The sequence below is a fragment of the Alcanivorax sediminis genome, assembly GCF_009601165.1.
Lineage (GTDB): Bacteria > Pseudomonadota > Gammaproteobacteria > Pseudomonadales > Alcanivoracaceae > Alcanivorax > Alcanivorax sediminis.
This window is the reverse complement of the sequence record NZ_WIRE01000002.1, coordinates 163392-180743: the sequence shown is the minus strand read 5'-3', so window position 1 is coordinate 180743 and position 17352 is coordinate 163392. Positions and strand designations below refer to the sequence as shown.

The window sequence follows — 17352 nt, the reverse complement described above, 5'->3', positions numbered from 1 at the left end:
TGGAAAAGACACAAGATATAGTGGTTCACCTCCTGAACCCCGCAAAACGACCGAACAGGGATACCGTTTCTTGCGCCATGGCTTCCAGCCATGGCGTTTTGCGTGGTTGATGCAGCCGCGCACGCACCACCGCCATACACAAGACAAACAGACAGAACAGCACCACAACGGAGAGGGCACCATGCAAACGGATATGAGTCAGAACCCACAGAACCCCACCGGGAACGCTGGCGACGACGCTGGCCACGATCAGGGCATCGCCAACACAGCACCGGGTCAGCTGCGCGTGATCAAGCGCAACGGCAAAGTGGTAAGCTATGACGATGACAAGATCACCGTCGCCATCAGCAAGGCGTTTCTGGCAGTAGAAGGTGGCACCGCGGCCGCCTCCTCTCGTATCCATGAAACCGTGGCTCGCCTGACCGAACAGGTCAGCGCCACTTTCAAGCGCCGTATGCCCTCCGGCGGCACCATTCATATCGAAGAAATTCAGGACCAGGTAGAACTGGCCCTGATGCGTAACGGCGAGCACAAGGTGGCTCGTGACTACGTGCTCTACCGTGATCGCCAGGCACAGAAACGCGCCGAGCAGGCCAGCCAGTTCCCGGAACCGACCCACAAAGTGGAAATGTCCGTCACCATGGAAGACGGCAGCAAGGCACCGCTGGACATGGGGCGCCTTGAGCACCTGATCCGTGCTGCCTGTGAAGGCCTCGACGATGTGAATGCGGACAAGATCATCACCGAAACGGTGAAGAACCTGTACGACGGCGTATCCATCAATGACGTGAACACCTCCATGGTGATCACCGCCCGTACCCTGATTGAAGTAGAGCCCAACTACTCCCAGGTCACTGCCCGCCTGCTGATGGACAAGATCCGCGCAGAAGCGCTGCAGCGCCTGGGTGTGGCCGAGCGTGCCAACCAGGAAGAGATGAGCGCCCTCTATGGACAGGCCCTGCAGGCCTACATTACCCAGGGTATCGAGCTGGAGCTGCTGAGCCCGGCATTGGGCGAATACGATCTGGCCCGTCTGGGTGCCGCCATCCAGGGCGATCGCGACCTGCAGTTCTCCTACCTGGGCCTGCAGACCCTGTACGACCGTTACTTCATTCACCACAACGACATCCGCATCGAGCTGCCGCAGTGCTTCTTCATGCGTGTGGCCATGGGCCTGGCCATCGAAGAAGAGAACAAGGAAGAACGCGCCATCGAGTTCTACAACCTGCTCTCCAGCTTCGACTACATGAGCTCCACCCCGACCCTGTTCAACGCTGGCACCCTGCGTCCGCAGCTGTCCAGCTGCTACCTGACCACCGTGCCTGACGACCTGCACGGCATCTACGGTGCCATCCAAGACAACGCCATGCTGTCCAAGTTTGCCGGCGGTCTGGGTAACGACTGGACGCCGGTGCGTGCACTGGGTTCCTACATCAAAGGCACTAACGGCAAATCACAGGGTGTGGTTCCCTTCCTGAAAGTGGTTAACGACACCGCCGTCGCCGTGAACCAGGGTGGCAAGCGCAAGGGCGCCGTGTGTGCCTACCTGGAAACCTGGCACATGGACATCGAGGAATTCCTCGAGCTGCGCAAGAACACCGGTGATGACCGTCGTCGTACCCACGACATGAACAGCGCCAACTGGATTCCTGATCTGTTCATGAAGCGTGTGCTGAATGAAGAAGACTGGACCCTGTTCAGCCCCAATGACACCCCGGATCTGCATGACCTGTACGGTGAAGCCTTCGAAAAAGCCTACGTGGCCTATGAAGAGAAAACCCGCTCCGGCGAACTGAAGCTGTTCAAGCGTATTCCCGCCACGTCCCTGTGGCGCAAGATGCTGTCCATGCTGTTCGAAACAGGCCACCCGTGGTTCACCTTCAAGGATCCGTGCAACCTGCGCAGCCCGCAGCAGCACGTGGGTGTAGTGCATTCTTCCAACCTGTGCACCGAGATCACCCTGAACACCAACAAGGATGAAATCGCGGTCTGTAACCTGGGCTCCGTCAACCTTGCCCAGCACGTGACCGAAAACGGTCTCGATGTCGAGAAGTTGCAGCGCACCATCAACACTGCTGTGCGCATGCTCGATAACGTTATCGACATCAACTACTACAGCGTGCCCCAGGCAGAAAACTCCAACATGAAGCACCGCCCGGTGGGTCTGGGCATCATGGGCTTCCAGGATGCACTGTATAAGCAAGGTATCAGCTACGCCTCTGCGGATGCGGTGTCTTTTGCCGACACCTCCATGGAAGCGGTGAGCTACTACGCCATTCAGGCCTCTGCCAAGCTGGCCGAAGAGCGTGGAGCCTACCAGACGTTCGAAGGCTCCCTGTGGAGCCAGGGTGTACTGCCCATCGATTCCATCGACATCCTGGTCAAGCAGCGCGGCGAAGAGTACTGCAAGGTAGATCGTAGCCAGACCCTGGACTGGGACAGCGTACGTGAGATGGCCAAGAAGGGGATGCGCAACTCCAACGTGATGGCGATTGCGCCCACGGCAACCATTGCCAACATCACCGGGGTTTCACAGTCCATTGAGCCGACTTATCAGAACCTGTACGTGAAATCGAATCTGTCTGGTGAGTTCACCGTGGTCAATCCATACCTGGTACACGCGCTGAAAGAGCGTGGCCTGTGGGATAACGTGATGGTTAACGACCTGAAGTACTACGACGGTTCCGTGCAGCCCATCGAACGTATTCCTGCCGACCTGAAAGAGCAGTTCCGTACCGCTTTTGAAGTGGAGCCGCGCTGGATGGTGGAAGCAGCAAGCCGCCGCCAGAAGTGGATCGATCAGGCGCAGTCCCTGAACCTGTACATTGCTGACGCCAACGGCAAGAAACTGGATGTCACCTACAAGATGGCTTGGCTGGTGGGTCTGAAGACCACCTACTACCTGCGTGCTATCGGTGCCACCCAGACCGAAAAATCCACTATCAACGATGGCAAGCTGAACCGCGTCTCTTCCAAAGTGGAAGAACCCGCCGAGTTCACTCAGGCTGCAGAAGTACCCCAGGCCTGTTCCATCGACAACCCGGATTGCGAAGCCTGCCAATAAGCGCTTCGCGTTCGCTGCATGCCTACGCAACAAGCAACACGCGCAGGCATGCAGCCACAACAAAATGATTACGCAAGCGGTGACCCTGAGACACCAAACTTGTCAGAAGGAATGGAGAGAAACATGCTGAGCTGGGACGAATTCAATGCGCAAGAGACGCCTGCCGCCAAGCCGCAACCCCAACCCGCAACGCCGCCGCAATCTGAGACGCTATCTCAGCAAGCGGCACCTGCACCTCAAGCACCGGCACCGGGAAGTGCAGCGGATGCTGGAGAATCAGGAAATGATGACCTGCGAGGACGAACTGACAACGCCGTAACCGACGCTGTCGAACGTGCCCAGGCTGCCGTTGCCAGAATGGACGTGGCCGAAGGTGTCGCCGAACTGGAAGGCACCGCCGGCCGTGTGGAAGTTGACGACAAGCGCATGATCAACTGCCGCGCTGACCTCAACCAGCTGGTACCGTTCAAGTACGACTGGGCCTGGCAGAAATACCTGGATGGTTGCGCCAACCACTGGATGCCCCAGGAAGTAAACATGAACGCCGACCTGGCGTTGTGGAAAAAACCTGACGGGCTCACCGAAGACGAGCGCCGTATCGTCAAGCGTAACCTGGGCTTCTTCTCCACCGCCGATTCCCTGGTCGCCAACAACCTCGTGCTGGCTATCTACCGCCTGATCACCAACCCCGAGTGCCGTCAGTACATCCTGCGTCAGTCGTTTGAAGAAGCCATCCACACCCATGCCTACCAGTACTGCATCGAGTCACTGGGCATGGACGAAGGTGAAATCTTCAACATGTACCGCGAGATTCCGGCTGTTGCCAAGAAGGCCCAGTGGGGCATCCAGTACACCCGCGACCTGTCTGATCCGGAATTCAAGACCGGTACCGTGGAAACCGACAAGGCACTGCTGGAAAACCTCATCGCGTTCTACTGCGTACTGGAAGGCATCTTCTTCTACTGCGGTTTCACCCAGATCCTCTCCATGGGGCGTCGCAACAAGATGACCGGTGTGGCCGAGCAGTTCCAGTACATCCTGCGTGACGAATCCATGCACGTGAATTTCGGTGTGGACGTGATCAACCAGATCAAACTGGAAAACCCGCACCTGTGGGATCAGCAGATGCGCGACAAGGCCACCCAGATGATCCTGGAAGGCACCGAGCTGGAAATCCAATACGCCCGCGACACCATGCCGCGCGGTGTACTGGGCATGAACGCTGCCATGATGGAAGAATACCTTCAGTTCATCGCCAACCGCCGTCTCGCCCAGCTGGGCCTGCCAGAGCAGTTCAAGGGCGTGAACAACCCCTTCCCGTGGATGAGCGAGATCATGGACCTGCGTAAAGAGAAGAACTTCTTCGAAACCCGGGTCACCGAATACCAGGTTGGCGGTGCGCTGAGCTGGGATTAAGCAAGAAATAAATGTGAGTTGCCATTAGAGAGAGCACTTTGGCCATTAAAGGATCGCTCGCTCTCTTTATGGGTCAACAACTTACAGTTTCTTTGCCATCAAGCGAGCACAAAAAAGGCCACTCAAACGTGGCCTTTTCTTTTTTCTCTTAACTGCTGCCTCTTGCGAATAAGATTCTCGCCACTCAACCTTTGATATTTCGAGTATTCCGTGACCTCTATATTCCGAAACCCTTACTAACCCTCCAAGTAACAAACCTGAACTGATACCGCCTTGTTTTTTCTTATTGCAACTTCATTAACAGTTACAACGCCTATAGAATTAACCAGATACGAGTAATAACTGCCATTATAATAAAAGAGATCAACAGCCCTCCTTAGAGCCCCCCTCAATTCAAAATCATCCTCCCGCTCCCCCCTAAAGACTGGAAAAGCTCTACCCTCAACCACTTTAATTTCGGCGTAATTGGATTGTGTACAATCTTGAAATTCAAACTTATAGACTTTTAATTTCTGTCCTTTGAAATTCATTTCCGCCATCAAAACTCTCGAACCATCATTGGCTCCAGATTCAAACTGAGACACTAGATAGTTAGATTCCGACTCGCCTTTGGATGGAGAACCAGATGGAAGAAGATCCTTAGCCAATTCTTTACTTCGCTCCTCATCGACCAAAACCCAGTCCAAAATCTTAAGTTGATCCCCCTCTACAACTGGAAGTCCGCACACTGGTTCCTCTGAGGATGAAAGTCGGGACATAACCCTTACCAGCTCTTCACAAACAGCATATCCGCCTGAGTTTTTGAGGTTATAGTTCCAGCCCTTTTTGATTTCGTACTGCTTTGCGTAAGCTCCGAGCGGATGAACCGATGACACAGCGACGACAAAGAATAACAACAATCGAAGCCCAAACCCTCTGACCAAAAATGCGACACCACAGCTCATCTCACCCATTAAACGACCCACCTAAAACAATACTTATTTTTGCAAGTTACAAACCTGAACATCCAAAAATTTATCTCGACTCACAACAATCGATTTAACGATCACACGATTACTACCAATTGTATATGTGTAGTAATCATTGCCGTATTTAAAAAAATCAATCGCCCTTCCTGAAAAACTTTCAAAATCATATGGCTCCAATCCAGAAATCCTATAGGCGGGATAAACCCTTCCCCCTCCGTCCCTAGCTTTTATATAATTTCCAGGTTTACAATCTCGAAAACTGTACTTATATAGCTTAACAGGATCAGACTCCCCTTCTATTTCGATATCAACTGATACGATATTCGCCCCGCCAGAGACCCCTTTCTTAAATTCCTTTACCAATAAGTCAGAGTCTCCCTGAGATGGCTTCATATTATTCTTGAGAAGAAGCCCCATCCAAAAACCTTCATCATCGGAAAAATCAACGGCCTGCCACTCCAAATTCTGAATTTCATTTCCTTCATCAGGAAGAGAGCATAACGGGTCTAACCCAGGTGGAAGTTTCTCCAAAGCGCGAACAACAGCCTCGCAGACCTCATACCCATCAGGATGAAAAAGATTAAAATTATGCCCTCGCATTATTTTGTAGCTTTCGGCATACGACCAAGATGAAACGCTCAGACAAGCCAGCAGCAACATTAGGTTTTTACAAAAGCCGACCATACCCCTCTCCAAAGCTCGCCCATCAAAACAAAGCAGCCGCTAAAAAATGTGACGTTATCATCGAGCAATTTCGAAAGTTAATCACATATAATCACAAGGTTACCTAATCCTTGCTTTTTCTTGTGGCAAAAAGTGCGATTCACGCGTGGCAATAGTTGTCTAACCTATTGATTTCCTTAGAGGGGACATGACGCCACTAATGGCACCCCACAATAAAAAATGGGCGCTTCGGCGCCCTTTTTTATGTATCACTTTACGCAACAGGCTTGGACGCCAGACCAAGGGGTACCCTACCCCAAGCCTGACAAATTTTTATGAAATAACGGGGACACCCGCTTGAGATAAATACAACAGGCCCCGCCCTCCTGCCTTTTACCCAGTTTTACAACTTCAAATCCGCACTGACTGAAAAAACGGGTGAACGCACCTCACCCATTCACCCTACCTTGCTGAATGCACTTCCCCTTGCAAACAAGCGTTTATCAGCAGGCACCGCCCCAGACTAACCCATCGTAAGTACTACCGCTTATTTCATGTACGAATTAGGCGCGATGTTGTGAACGCCAGCGAGAAACTACCCTTCCAGCAGGTAGCAGACGATAGACATTCATCAGGACAGAGTTCCTCCCCTGAGCGTCATACCAGAGACACCCAAGGATGGGTAATGATGAAAGCGACTCGTACCACTTTTCTGCTGACCGCATTGATCATGTTGCCAGCCAGCGGCCAGGCAGAAACAGCAAAGAACCATTTCCTGGTTCACCTCTCCGTTTTACCCAGTTGCTATATTGACAGTACAGAGTTTATAGCGGCAGGCATTCCTGTGGTAAACCCGTCAGCATCACAAGGCAAACTGGACGTTGCCTGTTCAAACGGCGTTAGTTACGAAGTCGGGCTCAGCGGCCCCAACAACATCCGAACAATACGCTCAGCCCATGGCTCAACATCACAATTTGAGATTGAGCTCAAAAAGCGCAGCAGTCTTGACTGGCATACCAACCGGGTTCTTGGCAGCACAGGCGCCGGGCTAACCGTCAGCCACCAGGTCATCACCCCCGCATCAACTAACCCTACCGCTTCCACACTCCCTGACAATGCAGAAGGTATCTTGCCAACGGGTGAAATCACAATCACCCTCACTTTCTGATGCGTCTCTCTTGCAGCGCAAGCGATCCCTCAAATAATTAGTGCCTGACACACCAGTCCAACCACTTTGGAGCCGACTTCACCGAGTTCCAATCAGTCGACGCTGTGTCCAACCATCCATTTCCTCAAACGGCTGAGGGCGCGGCTGATCCGTCATCAGACGGCAGGAAATCCATAAAAAACGCCCAACTCCAGAGAGTTGGGCGCCTTGTATCAGGATCACGAAGGTGTCAAACCTGCGTGCAGATTCGACCACAGGTATCTGAAGCTCAGAACCCATCCCCCATACCAGGATTAATATCCTTGATCAGCCTGGTGCCCGCAGCCGTGCCATTGGTTCTCCACAGTTCAGAACCGATATCAGAGCGGTATGCAATGATCAGCGAAACGCCGGGAGACACTTCCACTACCGGGACAGCATCGTTCTCATGAAAATAGTCTTCTCCGAGCGAGTAAAAATCCGAACCGCTGGCGCCTGGCTCGATGTCCTTGAGCAACACCGTGCCGGCAACCGTACCGTCAGTGGTCCACATTTCCTGACCGTAAGTTGCATCCTCGCCCACAAAGAGGACCGTATCATTGGCAACCATCAAGTAATTCACATTTCCGGTATTGAACAGGGCCATGGTTCCCGCTCCAGTGCCATCGGACACCCATAGCTCATCGTCACCACCAGAAACCGAGCGCGCAGTGAAAAACAGCTTGTCGTTCACCGCATTCATGAAATCGATGTTGGCCCCATTGGCGGTAGTGCTCCCCCCCGTGCTGGTATTGATATTCTTGACCAGCTCGGTACCCGCAGCGGTACCGTCAGTGCGCCACAGCTCGGCGCCCTGCGCGGTACTTTCAGCTGCAGAGAAGTAGATCATCCCGTCCATGGCGACAAGATCGGCGGGCAAGGAGGGATCGGTACCTGGGCGGATGTCTTTTACCAATTCCGTACCCGCTGCGGTGCCATCACTCTTCCAGAGCTCGTGACCATGAGTGCCATCATCCGCTCTGAAGTAAAGCATGCCATCCACGCTGATCATTTCCGAAATATTAGATGGGGAGGCCCCGGGATTGATGTCCGCCACCATCACCGTCCCAGCCGCTGTGCCGTCGCTTTTCCACAACTCATAGCCCACAACACCATCACTGGCGGAGAAGTACACCGCAGCTCCCATCGTCACCAGATTGCTGACCCCCGTACCGTTTATCCCGGGCTGAATGTCCTTAACCATGATCGTACCCGCCACGGTGCCATCGGTTTTCCACAGCTCAGTGCCGTTGACATTATCGTAGGCGCCGAAATACAGCGTGCCATCAGCAATAGCGAAACTGGGAATGTAGGTACTTCCCGTACCGGCGCGGATATCCTTCAACAGGATCGTGCCAGCCTCCGTGCCATCCGTTACCCATAACTCACGGCCATTGATGCCATCATCCGCCTGGAAGATGGTTTTGGCACCAAGACTGCCAAGCACCTCAACATCGGCGCCGCCACCGGCATTGATCACCTTGACCATGGAGGTACCCGCCGCGGTGCCGTCGGTTTTCCATAGCTGCCTGTCATTCACGCCATTGTCCGCCTGGAAAAACTTCACCGTCGGACTTGCTGTCACCTCCGGCGCCGCCCTGTTGCTGGAGCCACCGCCCCCACACGCCGTCAGAAACAATGCCGCACCCAGCACATACCACGCATTCATAATCGATCCCTCTTTCATATTTGGGTTTATTTTCCCATTTTTTGAGAAGATAACAAAAGCCATCCTGTTTTGCACGTGCTTTGTGAAACGGCTCACGGAATGCACATTTAACTTTCAACCTTTTGTTTTTTATAGAATTAAAAGATGACATTCAGGCTCGACAAGCCCAAAACCCTCATTGTCAGGCTAAAAAAAGTGCTTTTTTTATGGGATAGAAAGCCCACGGGAGGTAGCATTGGCTTTAACAGGAAACCATTCAGGGGCAGAAAGCGAGTCATTAGCGGTGAAAGTTGGCTGCCTGAAACACCGCTCTCCTGACCAGGGACGAGCAACAGGCGCATCGCTATCAGGTATATACTGCCCCGTCGCGGGAAACGTAGACGGTTAGCGCACAGCCAAAACCAGTAAACGTGTCTCGCAGGAATTCAAAAATTCGCGCTTGGTTCATACCCAATGTCCGATGCATCTACAAAAACAGGGTTTCATAAAGCTGTTCGCAAGCTGATGCGCCCTCTCGTCCGGATGGCCATCAAACGCGGGGTATCGGTGAATGATTTTTATCTCTGGCTCAAGGCCATCTACGTAGAAGAAGCAGAAAGCTTCACCATTGAGGGGAAGAAACAGAGCACCTCGCGAATTGCGCTCCTCACCGGGCTGGACCGAAAGGAAACCGCTCGATTGCGCAAGCTCAATCAAGACATGGATGCCCTGCTGCAGCTGCAGACCAAGCGCACTAACCGTGCTGTCAGAGCCATCAATGCCTGGCAAAAGGAAGCGCTTTACTCCGATGGGCAAGGCCATCCGCAAGCTCTCCCCCTTTATGGTGAAGGGGCCAGTTTTGAAAGCCTGGTTCAGCAGTACTGTGGTGATGTTTCTGTCGTCACCGTTCTCGGCGAGCTGGAGCAATCCGGGGCCATTGAGGTCCATGATGACGACAGCGTTACCCTGAAAGACACCAGCTATATCCCCCATGAAGATAATGAAGAGCTGCTTTTCCTGATGGGCCAGGCGGCCCACGACCTGCTCAACACCAGTGCCTACAACATCGAACAACAAGGCCAAACCTCACGCTTGCAGCTCAGCGTGGCGTACAACCGCGTCAACCCTGAAGTCATCGCCAAACTGAAAGTGCTGATCGAAGCAGACAGCCTGGAACTTTTGCAGAAACTGGATCGGTGGCTGGACCGGGAGATTGACCATCAAGGCGACGCCCGCCCTGAGCAGTACCGGGCTGGTGTCGGCATCTACTATTTTGAAGAACCCATGGACTCAGGCTCGGAGCAATGAAAAACACCACCAAACTTGCACTCTTCATACTGATTGCTCTGCTGCTGTCTTGCGGGGGCGAATCGTTTTCTGTCTCGAGCAATGACGGCGGGATATCCGGCACCGGCAACGGTGGCAGCAAGTCGTCGCTTACCGGCTCAGCCTATAAAGGGCCCTTTATTCAGGATAGTGAGGTGGATGTCCTCAAGATTGAGGGAGATACCAGTTCAGTGGTTGCCAGCTCACAGGTTCGGGCAAACCTTGGGGACTTCAGTCTTGAGGTAGAACCCGGTCTGCTGTCCGTGGCAACAACCGGGCGCTATTACGATGAAACCGAAGCCACCTACTCCAACGATGATGTCACTCTCAAGGCTCTGGTGAACAAAGACCCTGAACAACAGGCCAACATCTTTGTGAACGCGCTGACGTTGCTGAGCCACGACTATGCAGTGGAGTTGATCAATCTGGGCAGCAGCTATGAGCAAGCGACCCTTGAAGCCGACAGCAGAGTGAAGAACGTACTGGCCGCCGTCACCGGTGACATCCCGACCAGCCAGCCCTTTATCAACATGAGCATCAGCAATCGCGCCGGCACTACGCCAGAGGACAACGCCTACGCGCTGTATATTTCATCCCTGTTCAGTGAGGCGGTGAATGAAAGACGCATCGAAGAACCGCACTACAGCATGAACACCCTGCTCAGCACACTAAGGGCCGACGTGCTCAACAACGATGCCATTGACGAGATCACCCTGCTTTCCCTTCAGGAAGCCAACGGCAGGCTGGATGCGGCATCGATTCAGCAGAATCTGGAAGCGGTACTGATTGGCGAAACCATCGCGGATATTGGCGACGTGATAGAAGCCGTCTCACCGGGGCTGGTGACACCCTCCAATCTGAGCACTTCTGTAGAACCAACCGCTGGCGCTCAACAATTCTGCTTTGACATGGAAGCGGTTTGCTCCAACCCGGAGCACAAGGCGGAAATCGTCACCGTCTCAGGCTTCTCTTATGAACTGCAGATTGATGACAATGCGGACTTCTCCTCCCCGATCGCCGATCTGGACTGGCAGCGTAACTTCTTTTCAATCGAACATACCTCTTTGGGCAGTGGCACCCACTACTTCCGGGTCAGAAAGCGGCAAGCTGACGGCCAGCTAAGCCTGTGGGCACAAACGGATTTTGTTGTCCCATGAAACAGAGACGAAGCTAGTGCTCTAACTGGTCCACGAAAACGTCCCTTGCAATGCCCGGGGCGTTTTCTTTTAAAGGCCAACGTGGCAACCACCCAAGCAATTTCCGGACAGATTCAGGAGTATCCCCGCGCCCTAAAAGGCGGCCGGAAATCCACCGCTGGCAGACGCCTGCAGGTACAGCCTTCCGCCGTTCGCGAAAAGTGCACGACCATCCATCACAAACGCTCAAACTTTAACCAAATACCGCCAAATGCCGTTTGTTTTACGTCACCATCGTTGGCAACATGGGGTTGAGTTCTGCAGTTGAGAACTCACAAACCATCAGGAGGCTTCGCATGAGCGACTACGAGAAAGACGAGTACCTGAGAGAAGAGTACCTGCAAGAAGCCGAGGATCTGCTGGAAACCATCGAGCAGGTGGAAGAAACCCTGACTGTGATGTCCAAGGTCGTTGGACAGTTGAAAGAACAGGTGGCCTCACACCTGGATCATGATGCGATTGAAATGAGCGCAGAAGAATTCCTGGAGCAGTGCGAGAACCTGGAAGGTACCTGGCACTGATTCAGCTGGGGGCGTTGTAAAAAACGCCCAACCGGTACAGGGGCCGCACCGTTGGCCCCCTTGCTCTCGCCGCCACCCTATTCTGTCATTCCATCAGGGAAGCGACGTACCCCATCGACCCAGACCCCCCGCACCTGGATAGACTTCCAGTCGGCGATGGATTCACGGGGGTCCCGGTCGAGCCACACCAGATCAGCACGCAGTCCTGGTCTCAATTGCCCGACTTCCTCTGCCACTCCCAATTGCCGCGCTGCATCGATGGTCACCGCCTTGAGAGCACGCTCCACGGTGATTGCCTGCTCTGGCCCCAGCAGCTGACCACTGGCGGTTTGCCGGTTCACCGCATTCCAAACCAGCTGAAGCGGCTGGAACGGCACCACCGGAGAATCCGCATGCAACGTAAACGGCAACTCCAAACGAGCGGCTTCTGCCAGGGGCGAAATACGTCCTGCGCGCTCTGGCCCCAGGAAGATATCCCGATGACGGTCCCCCCAGTAATACACATGGACGTTAAAAAAGGAGGGGATCACATCCAGTGCCACCATGCGATTCAGCTGTTCGGTAGTGGCCATCTGCGCATGAATGAGTACCGGCTGGCGCTGAATTTCAGGACACTGCGCCCGGGCCGCCGCAATGGCATCAAGGCTCATTGCAATCGCCGCATCCCCGTTGGCATGAATCGCAACCTGTAGATCCTGACAGTGAAAGCGCACCACCTGCTCATCCAGCGCTTCTGCAGACAGAGAAGGAAAACCAAGATACTCCGGGGGATACGTCTCCGGCACCGTGTAATAAGGCTCACTCAGAAAACCGGTAAAACCCTGCAGGGAGCCATCGCTGACCAGCTTCACCGACCCCGGGTATCCGCGGGGTGTACGCACCAGCTTCAGGCGTCCCGAGCTGATCTGTTCCTGGGCCTCGGCATCTGGCCACACGCTCAGCCGCATCGGCAGCAAGCCATAACGCAACACCGGCGCCAGCGCGCGCAAAGTTCTGGCATCCGCCAGACCATTCTGGGCAAAGGTAATCCCACGGGAAAGGTACAGGTGCGCCGCCCGACGCATGACACGGAAGCCGTCCATGCCCGACAGATTCAGCAGGCTTGTCCTGACCGGGCTGAAAGCGGTTTCCGCCAGCACCCCATTGAGGCGACCATTCTCATCACGACCGTAATAGCCGCCGATCGGGTCGGTGACCTCTTCGCTGATCCCCATGGCCGCCAGCCCTGCGCTGTTAAGCACACCGAAATGACCGGAGATGTGCATCACCAGAACCGGGCGTGTCTCGCTGACCAGATCCAACTCCTGACGGGAAGGATAGCGCTGCTCGCCGATAGTGGTATCGTCAAAACCATAAGCGAGCAAAGGACCATCCGGACGGCGCTGGGCGAGCAGCTTGAGCCGCTCCAGAAGGGTTTCAATACTGTAAAGGTCGCCAATGGGAGGACTATTGGCATCCACTGCAACAGCAGAAAGCCCCTCGCCGGGGAAATGACCATGAGCTTCGATAAAACCCGGCATCAGGGTGCCGCCCTGCAAATCTACGGTCACCACATCCCGGCTGACCCGATCGCGCAGGGTTTCTGCATCCCCCAGAGCAACAATCTCACCACGCTGAACCAACATGGCTGTCGCCTGAGGAAAGGTCGCATCCATGGTCAAAATGGAGCCATTATAAAAAAGCTGTGCGGGAGGAGCAGGAGGATTAAACCAACGGTGCACCCCGGCGAGCCCCGCCGTCACCACCAACAGCAACGCCACACTAATTCCAAGCCAGGTTTTCATCATCCTCCTCCCTAGAGGCAAACATCCGAACCAGCGCTCTACGACAACATGCCCTTGTCGCGCCCCCAATGGCAAACCAGGCAGGACGCTGTGAGATATCGAAAAGGTCTGGCGCAGACTGTGCACCGCAGGGCCTAATCCGGCAATGGGCCATGATCACATTTGTTAATAAAAAGTATCGGCTTTGCCTACGCCCTATCTGCACCATGTCGCGCTATAGTGAAGCCCGGAATGCATATAAGGCACCATATTGATGCACTTTTCCTGCACTAATACAGGGAAAAACAGGCACAGCCTTTGCATTACCCGCGTTGAATTTTGATTACCACGCGTCGTGGACACCTGTTTGAGAGCAAAACCAGACAGGTAACAACCGGAGAGACACCCCATGAAAGCATCAGATTTGTTCGTCCGAGCCCTGGAAGCCGAAGGCGTGGAGCACGTCTTTGCCATTCCTGGCGAGGAAAACCTGGACCTGCTGGAGTCCCTGCGCGGCTCCAAGATCAAACTGGTGATTACCCGTCACGAGCAGGCGGCCGGCTTCATGGCGTCAACCTACGGTCGTCTCACCGGCAAAGCCGGTGTGTGTATGTCTACCCTTGGCCCCGGCGCAACCAACTTAGTGACTGCTGCGGCCTATGCCCAGCTGGGCGCCATGCCGATGGTGATGATCACCGGCCAGAAGCCCATCAAAAGCAGCAAGCAGGGCCAGTTCCAGATCATTGATGTGGTCGACATGATGCGTCCGCTGACCAAGTTCACCAAGCAGGTGGTAAGCGGGGACTCCATTCCCACTCGCATCCGTGAGGCTTTCCGACTGGCCCAGGAAGAGCGCCCCGGCGCGACCCATCTGGAGCTGCCGGAAGATATCGCCCGCGAACATTCCACCATGCCGGTGACGGAACCCAGTATGACCCGTCGCCCGATTGCCGAAGACAAGTCAATCTGTAATGCCATCGAAGCCATTCAGGGCGCACGCAAGCCCTTGCTGCTGGCCGGCGCCGGAGCCAACCGCAAGTTGACCAGCAAGATGCTGCGCCAGTTTGTAGAAAAACTGGGCATCCCGGTAATCACCACCCAGATGGGTAAAGGCGTGGTCGATGAGACCGGACCACACTTCCTGGGTAACACCGCCCTGTCCTCCGGAGACTTTGTACACCGCGCCATCGACCAGGCCGACCTGATCATCAACGTGGGCCATGATGTGGTGGAGAAGCCGCCCTTCTTCATGCGCCCGGGCGGCGCCGAGGTGGTTCACATCAACTTCAACTCTGCCCAGGTTGATCCCGTGTACTTCCCGCAGATCGAAGTCATCGGCGACATCGCCAACAGCCTGTGGCAACTGAAGGAACGCCTTGAGCCTCAGGAGCACTGGAGCTTCTCCGATTTCCATCGCATTCGTGATGCGCTGCAGACTCACATCCGTGAAGGCATTGTGGACGACAGCTTCCCGATTCGTCCGCAGCGTCTGGTGGATGAGATCCGCAAAGTCATGCCCGAGGACGGCATTCTTACCCTCGATAATGGCATGTACAAAATCTGGTTTGCCCGTAACTACCCGGCGATCAAGCCCAACACCGTGTTGCTGGATAACGCACTGGCCACCATGGGCGCCGGTCTGCCCTCCGGCATGGCCGCCAAAATGGTGTATCCGGAGCGACGTGTCATGGCTATTGCCGGCGATGGCGGCTTCATGATGAACAGCCAGGAACTCGAAACGGCGGTGCGCCTGAAGCTGGACATCGTCATCCTGATCCTCCGCGACGACGGTTACGGCATGATCAAATGGAAACAGGCAGACATGGACTTCCAGGACTTCGGCCTGGACTTCACTAACCCGGATTTTGTGGATTATGCCCGCGCCTATGGCGCCAACGGCCACCGGGTCGAGTCCACCGCCGGCCTCGCACCCCTGATTGAAGAATGTTATGCCGCTGGCGGCGTACATGTGATTGATTGCCCTGTGGACTACAGCGATAACAACCGCATCCTGAACCAGGAAATTCGTGAGTTGAGCGGAAAGCTGTAAGCACACCCGACGCCCGACGCCTGATGCACGACGCTCGACGCCTGCTTTCTTTAAGCGTCATGCATCAGGCGTCTAGCTTCCGGCGTTCTTCAACCTTCGGAGAAAAAAATGCTGAAGAATTCTTACCCCTACTACCTGGCCAATGAGGCGGTCTTCGCCAACCAGGATCTGGACGTTACTGACAAATACAGCGGTGAAGTCGCGACCCGGGTCGCCATGGCCGATGCCGCCACCATTGATCAGGCCATTGAGGCCGCCGACAAGGCCTCCGAAGCCATGGCCAAACTGGCCCCCTACGAGCGCCAGGAAATTCTTTATCACTGCGTCAAACGTTTTCAGGAACGCTACGACGAACTGGCCGAAGCCTTGTGCATCGAAGCCGGCAAACCGATCAAGGACGCCCGCGGCGAAGTGACCCGTCTGATTGACACCTTCCGCGTGGCGGCTGAAGAAGCGGTGCGCATTGAGGGCGAAGTGCTGAATCTGGAGATTTCCGCCCGAGCCAAAGGGTACCGCGGTATGGTCAAGCGTGTGCCGATCGGCCCCTGCTCTTTTATTTCTCCATTCAACTTCCCGCTGAACCTGGCTGCACACAAGGTGGCCCCGGCGATCGCGGCAGGCTGCCCCTTCGTGCTGAAACCCGCCAGCCGCACCCCCATCGGCGCCATCATCATTGGTGAAGTGCTGGCCGAAACCAATCTGCCCAAGGGCGCGTTTTCCATTCTGCCCTGCCACCGGGAGGGGGCTGACCTGTTTACCACCGACGAGCGCTTCAAGCTGTTGAGCTTCACCGGTAGCCCGGACGTGGGCTGGGACCTGAAAGCCCGCGCAGGCAAGAAGCCCGTCATTCTCGAACTTGGCGGCAACGCCGCGGTGGTGGTAGACGAAGACGCCGATCTGAACGACGCGGTTGAACGTATCGTGTTCGGCGCTTTTTACCAGTCCGGCCAGAGCTGCATCGGCGTACAGCGCATCATGATTCACGACAAGATTTACGATGACCTGAAAGCCCGGCTGGTAGAAAAAACGGCATCCCTGAAGATGGGCGACCCGAAGGACGAAGACACATTCATTGGCCCGGTCATTTCCGTAGGCGAAGCCACACGACTGGAAAACTGGATCAACGAAGCCGTGGAAGCCGGGGCCAACTTGCTGGTAGGCGGCCAACGCGATGGCGCCATGCTGCAGGCCACCCTGCTGGAAGATGCACCGGCGGGCACCAACATTGTGGAAGAAGAAGCATTTGGTCCCGTTGCCGTGATCAGCCGCTTCAGCGATTTCGATGAGGCACTGCAATCCATCAATGCCTCCAAATTTGGTCTGCAAGCGGGTATCTTCACGCGCGATTTGTACAAGGCCCAGAAAGCCTGGGACGTGCTGGAAGTGGGCGGCGTGGTGATCGGTGATGTGCCGAGCTGGCGCGTCGACAACATGCCCTACGGTGGCGTGAAAGATTCAGGCCTTGGCCGTGAAGGCATTCGCTGGGCCATCAACGACATGACCGAAGAGCGCCTGCTGGTGATTCGCACACCGCAGTAACGATGACAAGGT

At 54.9% G+C, this 17352-nt stretch carries 12 protein-coding genes; 8 read left to right on the top strand and 4 right to left on the bottom strand.

What is annotated here, in order from left to right; translation table 11 throughout:
* Positions 1-181: 181 nt before the first annotated feature.
* Positions 182-3064, top strand: coding sequence for a ribonucleoside-diphosphate reductase subunit alpha (locus tag GFN93_RS15155; RefSeq protein ID WP_153502163.1), 2883 nt, complete (start codon positions 182-184; stop codon positions 3062-3064).
* Positions 3065-3187: 123 nt separating this feature from the next.
* Positions 3188-4480: a ribonucleotide-diphosphate reductase subunit beta gene (locus GFN93_RS15150; protein WP_153502162.1), complete on the top strand. Its 1293-nt coding sequence runs from the start codon at positions 3188-3190 to the stop codon at positions 4478-4480.
* Between the two features lie 236 nt (positions 4481-4716).
* Here GFN93_RS15150 and GFN93_RS15145 read toward each other — a convergent pair whose 3' ends face one another.
* Together GFN93_RS15145 and GFN93_RS15140 are read right to left on the bottom strand one after the other, a co-directional pair.
* The gene (locus tag GFN93_RS15145; protein ID WP_153502161.1) at positions 4717-5433 is read right to left on the bottom strand and encodes a hypothetical protein; all 717 of its coding nucleotides are present in this window, start codon (positions 5431-5433) and stop codon (positions 4717-4719) included.
* Positions 5434-5457: 24 nt separating this feature from the next.
* Positions 5458-6132, bottom strand: a complete 675-nt coding sequence (locus tag GFN93_RS15140; protein WP_153502160.1) for a hypothetical protein — start codon at positions 6130-6132, stop codon at positions 5458-5460.
* A gap of 664 nt (positions 6133-6796) precedes the next feature.
* Between GFN93_RS15140 and GFN93_RS15135 the strand changes: the two genes are divergently transcribed.
* Positions 6797-7279, top strand: coding sequence for a spore coat protein U domain-containing protein (locus GFN93_RS15135; RefSeq protein ID WP_153502159.1), 483 nt, complete (start codon positions 6797-6799; stop codon positions 7277-7279).
* Positions 7280-7547: 268 nt separating this feature from the next.
* On the opposite strand, the gene GFN93_RS15130 is transcribed toward GFN93_RS15135, so the two are convergent.
* On the bottom strand, positions 7548-8966 hold the full coding sequence (locus tag GFN93_RS15130) for an ELWxxDGT repeat protein (protein WP_235902080.1): 1419 nt from the start codon (positions 8964-8966) through the stop codon (positions 7548-7550).
* Between the two features lie 453 nt (positions 8967-9419).
* Between GFN93_RS15130 and GFN93_RS15125 the strand changes: the two genes are divergently transcribed.
* The 3 genes from GFN93_RS15125 to GFN93_RS15115 all read left to right on the top strand — a co-directional run bounded on the left by GFN93_RS15125 (position 9420) and on the right by GFN93_RS15115 (position 11988).
* A complete protein-coding gene (locus GFN93_RS15125; RefSeq protein WP_153502157.1) occupies positions 9420-10253 on the top strand; it encodes a DUF6502 family protein in 834 nt (277 codons plus the stop codon).
* Positions 10250-11428, top strand: a complete 1179-nt coding sequence (locus tag GFN93_RS15120) for a hypothetical protein (protein ID WP_153502156.1) — start codon at positions 10250-10252, stop codon at positions 11426-11428. The genes GFN93_RS15125 and GFN93_RS15120 overlap by 4 nt, the downstream gene beginning before the upstream one ends.
* Positions 11429-11763: 335 nt before the next feature.
* On the top strand, positions 11764-11988 hold the full coding sequence (locus GFN93_RS15115; RefSeq protein WP_153502155.1) for a hypothetical protein: 225 nt from the start codon (positions 11764-11766) through the stop codon (positions 11986-11988).
* Positions 11989-12065: 77 nt separating this feature from the next.
* On the opposite strand, the gene GFN93_RS15110 is transcribed toward GFN93_RS15115, so the two are convergent.
* Positions 12066-13772 carry an amidohydrolase gene (locus tag GFN93_RS15110; protein ID WP_235902078.1) on the bottom strand — a complete coding sequence of 569 codons (1707 nt, stop codon included), beginning with the start codon at positions 13770-13772 and terminating at the stop codon, positions 12066-12068.
* Between the two features lie 388 nt (positions 13773-14160).
* Here GFN93_RS15110 and GFN93_RS15105 point away from each other — a divergent pair, with 388 nt between their 5' ends.
* Together GFN93_RS15105 and GFN93_RS15100 are read left to right on the top strand one after the other, a co-directional pair.
* Entirely contained in the window at positions 14161-15801 is a 1641-nt protein-coding gene (locus GFN93_RS15105; RefSeq protein ID WP_153502153.1) for an acetolactate synthase large subunit, read from the top strand.
* 108 nt (positions 15802-15909) lie between these two features.
* On the top strand, positions 15910-17340 hold the full coding sequence (locus GFN93_RS15100; RefSeq protein WP_153502152.1) for an aldehyde dehydrogenase family protein: 1431 nt from the start codon (positions 15910-15912) through the stop codon (positions 17338-17340).
* Positions 17341-17352: the final 12 nt, after the last annotated feature.

Excerpts from the sequence above, each read along its gene's own strand:
- GFN93_RS15155 (WP_153502163.1), top strand. The coding sequence starts at position 182 with ATGCAAACGGATATGAGTCAGAACCCACAGAACCCCACCGGGAACGCT.
- GFN93_RS15150 (WP_153502162.1), top strand. The coding sequence starts at position 3,188 with ATGCTGAGCTGGGACGAATTCAATGCGCAAGAGACGCCTGCCGCCAAG.
- GFN93_RS15145 (WP_153502161.1), bottom strand. The coding sequence starts at position 5,433 with ATGGGTGAGATGAGCTGTGGTGTCGCATTTTTGGTCAGAGGGTTTGGG.
- GFN93_RS15140 (WP_153502160.1), bottom strand. The coding sequence starts at position 6,132 with ATGGTCGGCTTTTGTAAAAACCTAATGTTGCTGCTGGCTTGTCTGAGC.
- GFN93_RS15135 (WP_153502159.1), top strand. The coding sequence starts at position 6,797 with ATGATGAAAGCGACTCGTACCACTTTTCTGCTGACCGCATTGATCATG.
- GFN93_RS15130 (WP_235902080.1), bottom strand. The coding sequence starts at position 8,966 with ATGAATGCGTGGTATGTGCTGGGTGCGGCATTGTTTCTGACGGCGTGT.
- GFN93_RS15125 (WP_153502157.1), top strand. The coding sequence starts at position 9,420 with ATGTCCGATGCATCTACAAAAACAGGGTTTCATAAAGCTGTTCGCAAG.
- GFN93_RS15120 (WP_153502156.1), top strand. The coding sequence starts at position 10,250 with ATGAAAAACACCACCAAACTTGCACTCTTCATACTGATTGCTCTGCTG.
- GFN93_RS15115 (WP_153502155.1), top strand. The coding sequence starts at position 11,764 with ATGAGCGACTACGAGAAAGACGAGTACCTGAGAGAAGAGTACCTGCAA.
- GFN93_RS15110 (WP_235902078.1), bottom strand. The coding sequence starts at position 13,772 with ATGAAAACCTGGCTTGGAATTAGTGTGGCGTTGCTGTTGGTGGTGACG.
- GFN93_RS15105 (WP_153502153.1), top strand. The coding sequence starts at position 14,161 with ATGAAAGCATCAGATTTGTTCGTCCGAGCCCTGGAAGCCGAAGGCGTG.
- GFN93_RS15100 (WP_153502152.1), top strand. The coding sequence starts at position 15,910 with ATGCTGAAGAATTCTTACCCCTACTACCTGGCCAATGAGGCGGTCTTC.